Source organism: Streptomyces sp. SID14478 (assembly GCF_010548525.1).
Lineage (GTDB): Bacteria > Actinomycetota > Actinomycetes > Streptomycetales > Streptomycetaceae > Streptomyces.
Window position 1 is genome coordinate 1 of sequence record NZ_JAAGMG010000390.1, and the last position, 6,371, is coordinate 6,371.

At 70.2% G+C, this 6,371-nt stretch carries 6 protein-coding genes; 2 read left to right on the forward strand and 4 right to left on the reverse strand.

Features of this window, described 5'->3' with window-relative positions; genetic code table 11:
* Positions 1–429 (reverse strand): CHRD domain-containing protein (locus tag G3I40_RS12915; RefSeq protein ID WP_164302304.1); only part of this gene is annotated, 429 nt, incomplete at its 3' end.
* 432 nt (positions 430–861) lie between these two features.
* Here G3I40_RS12915 and G3I40_RS47920 point away from each other — a divergent pair.
* Both G3I40_RS47920 and G3I40_RS12925 read left to right on the forward strand, forming a co-directional pair.
* On the forward strand, positions 862–1,641 hold the full coding sequence (locus tag G3I40_RS47920; RefSeq protein ID WP_164302305.1) for an ANTAR domain-containing protein: 780 nt from the start codon (positions 862–864) through the stop codon (positions 1,639–1,641).
* Positions 1,638–2,420 (forward strand): GAF and ANTAR domain-containing protein, encoded by a 783-nt coding sequence (locus tag G3I40_RS12925; RefSeq protein ID WP_164302306.1) that lies wholly within the window; start codon positions 1,638–1,640, stop codon positions 2,418–2,420. The genes G3I40_RS47920 and G3I40_RS12925 overlap by 4 nt, the downstream gene beginning before the upstream one ends.
* Before the next feature lie 87 nt (positions 2,421–2,507).
* Here G3I40_RS12925 and G3I40_RS12930 read toward each other — a convergent pair whose 3' ends face one another.
* From G3I40_RS12930 to efeB, 3 genes are all read right to left on the reverse strand, one after another.
* Positions 2,508–3,197 carry a GAF and ANTAR domain-containing protein gene (locus tag G3I40_RS12930; protein ID WP_203643961.1) on the reverse strand — a complete coding sequence of 230 codons (690 nt, stop codon included), beginning with the start codon at positions 3,195–3,197 and terminating at the stop codon, positions 2,508–2,510.
* Positions 3,198–3,321: 124 nt separating this feature from the next.
* Positions 3,322–5,163 (reverse strand): alkaline phosphatase family protein, encoded by a 1,842-nt coding sequence (locus G3I40_RS12935; protein WP_164302307.1) that lies wholly within the window; start codon positions 5,161–5,163, stop codon positions 3,322–3,324.
* Between the two features lie 110 nt (positions 5,164–5,273).
* Positions 5,274–6,371: iron uptake transporter deferrochelatase/peroxidase subunit (gene efeB / locus G3I40_RS12940; RefSeq protein WP_164302308.1), on the reverse strand; the 1,098-nt coding region annotated here is incomplete at its 5' end.

Consider the following 6,371-nt stretch of genomic DNA (forward strand, 5'->3'; position numbering starts at 1 on the left):
CGGCATCCGGTCAACGGCCAGCCCGCTGTTCTTGGACGTGTCTCCCTTGGTGGTCAGGGAGATGTTGATGTCGCCGTAGGCCGGGATGCCCTCCGCCGTGGTGACGATGCCGTCCTGGTTCTTGTCCGCGGAGGCGTCCGGGCAGTGGAAGTCGTGCCCGCTGGTGGAGCCGTGGATGTGCTGCGCGTGCGGCTGACCGGGCACGAGGCCGGAGACCTCGATCTTCACCGTGAGCCGGGTGCCGTCCAGGCTGAGCATCGCCGTGCCCTTGGCACCGGACTCGTTCAGCGACGTCAGGTCGACCTGGTAGCTGTCGCCGGACGCGCTCGCCGGATGGCCGGTGTGCGCCGCGGCGGGCACCGTGGCGAGCGCGAGGGCGGCGGGGACGGCGGCCAGGGCGGTCAGTCGTACGGCGTGACGGGGTATCACAATGGACCTCTTTCCTCCGCTGCCCGGAGCCAGGCGCCGGACAGCCTCAGGGAGTTCGCCTTGCTCTGACTCCTCTATTCCGGAGACCTCCCGCCCCTCGGATTGGTCACACGGGTCCGGTCCGTCGCCGGCCCGACGGCATGGCGGCGCGGCCGGGCACGTCCCGGACCGCCACCACCGTCGATCGGTCGGCGTGCGCCCTCACGTCCGCGTTTGAACCGGGGAAAAGGCGGGTACTCCGGCAGAGCTGTCGGTGGCCCCGGACCCAGGCCCCGTTCGAGAAGGGGTCCGCGTGCTGTCTCAGCTCACCGAAATCACCCTCGCTCACGTGCGGTCGGCCAGGCGCCGCGCTCGTGCACCGAGTTGCGCGCCGTCCATGTCGACCGCCCCGCCTCTTCGTCCGGGGCGCTCACCCCGTCCTGGAGTGACGCCGTGAGCACCGACCGGATGATGGGGGTGCTGCGCCTGCTCGAGGGCGACGGATGGTCCGACGGGGCCTCCCACGCGGTGACCGAGGCCGCGGACGCCCTGGAGGTGGACTGGGTCGCGGTGTGCCTGAGCATCGACGGCGGCATCGCGCTGGAAGCCATGTGGTTCTCCCATCCCGCCGCTCGCGTCTTCAGCGACCTGCAGTTCACCTGCGGCGAGGGGCCGAGCGTGGACAGCGCGCACTACTGCTCGGTGGTGCGGGTCGACAACCTCTCCACCGTCAGGGAGGACCGCTGGCCCGCCCTGACCGCGACCGACACGGGACCGGTCAAGGCGATCTTCTGCTTCCCGCTACGGATCGGTGCACTGCGGATCGGGGTGCTGACCCTGACGCGTGCCAGCCCCGGCTCACTGACCGGGGACGACAATCAGGACGCACACCTTCTCGCCCAAGCACTGACCCGGTACTGCCTCAACCGGAGCCCGCCGCCCTCCGGCACGTCGGAGGAGGATCCTGCGCACCCTCACCCGGGGGGAGACCCCCCTGGCTTCCTGGAAGCCAATGATCCACTGGAAAGGGCCGAGATCCATCAGGCCACCGGCATGCTCAGCGTCCAGTTGCGGACAGGCCTCGGAGACGCTCTCGTGCTGCTGCGCGCTCACGCGTACACGAGCGGCATGCCCCTGGACGAGGTGGCGCACGCCGTCATCACCCATCGCCTCAGCCTGGGTGACCGCCCCCACGACAACGACACCCCTGATGAGAAGGACCCGCCCATATGAATCGCGACCAACTCCTGGCCCCCGTCTTCGTGGAGATGGCCGACTCCCTCACCGAGGACTTCGACGTCCTGGAGTTCCTGCAACGCCTGTGCGGCCACTGCATGGAACTGCTCAGCATCGAGGCGGCGGGGGTCATGCTCGCCGATGCCGATGACGTCCTACGGGTCCTTGCCGCCTCCGACGAGTACACCCGGTTGCTGGAGCTGTTCGCTCTGCAGCACATGGAAGGCCCCTGCCAGGAGTGCTATCGCACGGGCACCCCCACCACCAGCGTCGACCTCACCACCGACAAGGCGGCCCGCGACTGGCCCAACTTCACGCCTGCCGCCCGCCAGGGCGGCCTCGCCGGCGCCAACGCCCTGCCGCTGAAACTGCGCGGGCGCACCATCGGCGTCCTCGGTCTCTTCCGCGCCAGCCCGCTGCCGCTGTCCGCCGACGACCTCGCGCTGGGCCAGGCGCTCGCCGACGTCGCGACCATCGCCGTACTCCAGCAGCGCACCATCGTCGCCATCGAGACCGAACGCGACCAGCTCCAGCACGCGTTGCACAGCCGCATCGCCGTCGAACAGGCCAAGGGCGTCCTCGCCGAACGCTGGAACACCACGCCCGACACCGCGTTCCAGACCCTGCGCGCCTACGCACGCGCCCACCAGCAGTCCCTCACCGCCCTCGCGATGAGCATCACGGACGGATCGTTCGACGCCCGGGCCATCGTCCCTGCGACAGCCTCGCCCACCGAGGCACCCCGGGCAGGCCGCCCGCGCCCCTCGGGCGCCTGATCCGAGGGCGGGCCGCGACCGCTTCACTCGACGTGGCGCCTGCTGCGGACGCGCGCTCGCCGGCCCGACGCGGAGCCGTCCGTGTCCTCAGCCCTTCAGCGTGCCGTGCTCGCACAGGTGGCGTGCCACGTCACGGAGCTTGATGTTGTTCTCCTGGGAGTAGCGGCGCAGTGCCTCGAAGGCTTGCTGCTCGCTGATCCGGTGCTGGGCCATGAGGATGCCCATGGCCTCGCCGATGATGTGGCGGGTGTCGACGGCCCGCTGCATGAAGGCGTGTTCGCGGGCCGCGGAGAGCGCCACCGCGGCGTGGGTGGCCAGCAGCCAGCCGGCCGTCTCGCTGTCGTCCGTGAACGCGCCGGGGCGGTGGGAGTAGAGGTTGAGGGCGCCCAGGTCCTCCTCGCCGTGGGTGTACAGGAGGAAGCCCATCATGCTGCCGATTCCGAGCGCGTGGGCCTTGGGCGCGTAGCTGCGCCAGCGGACCGTCTCGGTGCTCAGGTCGTGGATGCGGAAAACGGGGTGCTTGGTGCGGGCGACGTCGAAACAGGGTCCTTCGCCGACCTGTCCCTGCAGCTGATCGCTCTCCTCGACGAGGCTGCTGGTCGGCGCCAAGGTGGTCACCCGTCCCTGGCCGAGCACCAGGACGCCGGCCGCGTCGCAGCCCTCGACCAGTTCGACGGCCGCGGCAGTGGCCTTGTCCAGGGTGGAGTCCACGCCGTCCACGGCCAGGAAACCGCGGGCTGCCGACGCCATGTGCACCGCGAAGTCACGCCAGTCCATCAGACAACCTCCCCCGAACAAGTACGCGATCCAGGGTCCCAGCGTCGCACGCCGGGCAACCTGCTAGGTACAGAGTCGGGAAAGCGCCCGCGGCCGGCGTCGCCCACGACGCCGGCCCGGCGGCTCAGACTGTGGCGCGCTGCCTGCGGCGCAGGGTGAGGTACGTGCCGGTGGCGCCGGTGGCGAGCAGCGCGCCCAGCGCGAGACTCACCGGCAGGACGGGGACGCCCTCGCTCGTCGTCGCGGCCGTGGTCTGCATCCTCGGGCCCGGGGTGATGTGCGTGGTGACGGGAGCGACGTGCTGGATCGGGCCGGTGGACTTCACCGAGCCGTCCATGTTGAGCAGCAGCCGCGAGTCGTGCGGGTGCCGGAAGTCGAACATGCCGCTCAGCGAGCCCGCGGTGGCGTCGAACGAATGGTCACCGATACGGCTCGTGTGCCAGTTGTCCTCGATGAAACGGATGATGGAGGACTGGTCGGTGGCGGTGTGGTCGACCGTGTTGACCTTGCTGTACGGGGAGATGACGAGCAGCGGCTGCCGGGTGCCGGGGCCGCAGCGGTCCGCGTATCCGCCGGCGGCCTTGGGCCCCTTCTGGCAGGCGGGCGCGTCCGTCGCCTTGCCGTTGGACCCGGTCGAGGTGTCCCGGGAGCCGTTGCGGGGCGTCGCGTAGGCGTGGTCGTACCAGCCGTCGGAGTCGTCGTAGGCGATGACGACCGCCGTCGACTTCCACTGCGGTGCGCTCTGGATCGCGTTGATCTGACCGGCCAGGAAGTGCTGTTCGTCGATGGGGTCGGAGTAGCCGGCGTGCCCGTCCTGGTAGGAGGGGGCCTTGAGGAAGCTGACGGAGGGCAGCTTGCCCGCCTTGAGCGCCGCGGAGAAGTCCGTCAGGTCGTAGTTGTGGTTGGCAGGCCCGTCGTGGCCGATCTCCGCCACGCTCCGGGGTGCCAGGTGGTGCGGGTTGGCGGTCGACTTGTAGTAGGCGAACGGGTCGTGGTGCGGGCTGTAGTCGAGGGCGGACGCCCCGCCCACGTTGGCGTGGGCGCTCTCGCACTTGGCGAAGGAGTCGCTCTCGCCGTTCCACGCCGTGGTCGGCCTGAAGCCGCCCTGGAACCAACCCCAGGACACGTTGCGGGAGTTGAGTCGGTCGCCGATGTTGCGGCCCTGCATCGCGCCGAGGGCGCTCGTGGCGGTGTGGTTGTTGTCCGCGCAGTCGTCGTAGGCCGGATCGGGGTCGTTGACCATCGTGCCGACGCCCTTGGCGTCCGGCGACTGGACCACGGAGAGGTCGGGCTTGTCGGTCTGCCGCGGGTTCTCGGTGCCGGAGGCGGGGTCGGTGGAGATGATGCCGTGCGTGTTGCCGGAGGCCAGGTTGATCGCGCCCGGGGTGGAGGGACCGTAATTGGAGCTGTAGGAACGGTCGTTGAGGGCGTAGTGCTGGGCGTAGTTCCACATCGCGGTGACGGTGTTGCCGTCGTAGTAGTCCATCGCCAGACCCGGCTCGCCGAACAGGCCGCCGCTGCACTTGTCGACCTCGGTGTTCTGCACGAACCGGTCGGCCTTGCCGCCGTTGTACGCGTACTGCTCGGGTCCGTAGGAGTGCTTCTGGTCGCAGGTCACGGCCTGCGACGGCGTCAGCCGCTCGGGCAGGTACTGGTTGGGGTTGTGCGTGAGCAGGCCCGCGTGCGCGAGGGTGTCGATGTTCTTGGGGGTGCGCGGGGACGCCGTGAACGTCGTGCCGTCGGTGTTCGCGGCCTTGGGGTACGTGGCGAAGTAGTGGTCGAAGGAGATGTTCTCGTCGAACAGGACCACCACGTGCTTGATCGGGGTGGCGGTGGGCGTCGGGTGCGGGTGGTGGGAGGACCCGGCGGCCCAGGTGGGGCCAGCCCCGCCGAGGACGGCGAGGGCCGCGGCGCCCGCGAGCGCCCCCAGCTTCCGTGTCGCAGCTCTGCGTTGCTTGCTCGCCATGCTGGTTCGACCTCCGGCCGATGGGTGAACACCGTTGCGGGAAGCCATGGTTGGGGTTGGATCACTCCTTGCCTAGATGTACGGAGAATCTTTTCTGGAAGGTTGAAGGTTCAGGACAGCAGGGCGCGCCCGAACCAGTCGGATTTGTCCCGCACTCCCGGCAGCACGAAGAAGTAGCCGCCGCCGAACGGGGAGATGTAGTCGGTCAGCGGTTCGCCCGCGAGCCTCTTCTGCACGGCCGCGAACTGCCGCTCCACGTCCTGCTGGTAGCAGCAGAAGAGCAGCCCCATGTCGAGGTTCCCGTTGGGGTCGGTGCCCAGGTCGTAGTTGTACGAACGGCGCAGGATCCGCCCGCGTGCCGTGTCCGCGGTGCGGGGGTTGGCCAGCCGGATGTGCGCGTCGAGCGGGATCACGGCGCCCTTGGGGTCCTGGGCGTAGCGGGGCGTGTCCTGCTCGTGGTCGCCGTCGAGCGGTGCCCCCGAGTCGCGGGCACGTCCGAACATGCGCTCCTGCTCGCTCAGGGCCACCCGGTCCCAGAACTCCACGAGCATCCGGATCAGCCGCACCACCTGGTAACTGCCGTTCACCGCCCAACCGGGCTCGCCGTCACCGGCGTTGACCCACAGCAGACGGTCCATCTCGCGGGGGTCGCCGGTGTCGGGATTGGCGGTGCCGTCCTTGAACCCCATGAGGTTGCGCGGGGTGCCGGTGGGGCGGGGCGGACTGGCGAATCCGTCCATGCGCCAGCGGACGTGGAGGGCGCCGCGCGTGTGGCGGGCCACGTCGCGCAGCGCGTGCAGGACGGTGTCCCGGTCGTCGGCGTGCAGGTGGAGGCTGAGGTCGCCGTGGCACCAGTCGGGGCGCAGGTCGTCGTCGGGGAAGGTGGGCATGGTGGTGAGGTGCCGGGGCCGCATCCCGGCCAGCCCGTACCGGTCGTCGAAGAGCGAGGCGCCGACGCCGACCGTCACCGCGAGGGCGCGCGCGGGCAGTTGCGCGCCCAGGATTCCCGAGTCGGTGGGTGGCGCCGTGATGCCCACGGGGTCCGGCAGTCCGCCCGCCGTGAGGAACCGGGCGCGTTCGGTGACGGTGCGCAGTACGTCGGCGAGTTCGCTCCGGTTCTCGGCGGTCACGTCGAACGAGGCGAACACCGTCGCTCGGCGCGGCGGTGCGGTCACCGAGGCCTGCCGTGCCCCGTGGAACGCGGCGAC

What these genes read in the sequence shown, in the direction of transcription:
- G3I40_RS12925 (WP_164302306.1), top strand. Translation starts at nt 1,638, where the DNA reads ATGAATCGCGACCAACTCCTGGCCCCCGTCTTCGTGGAGATGGCCGAC.
- G3I40_RS12935 (WP_164302307.1), bottom strand. Translation starts at nt 5,163, where the DNA reads ATGGCGAGCAAGCAACGCAGAGCTGCGACACGGAAGCTGGGGGCGCTC.
- G3I40_RS12930 (WP_203643961.1), bottom strand. Translation starts at nt 3,197, where the DNA reads ATGGACTGGCGTGACTTCGCGGTGCACATGGCGTCGGCAGCCCGCGGT.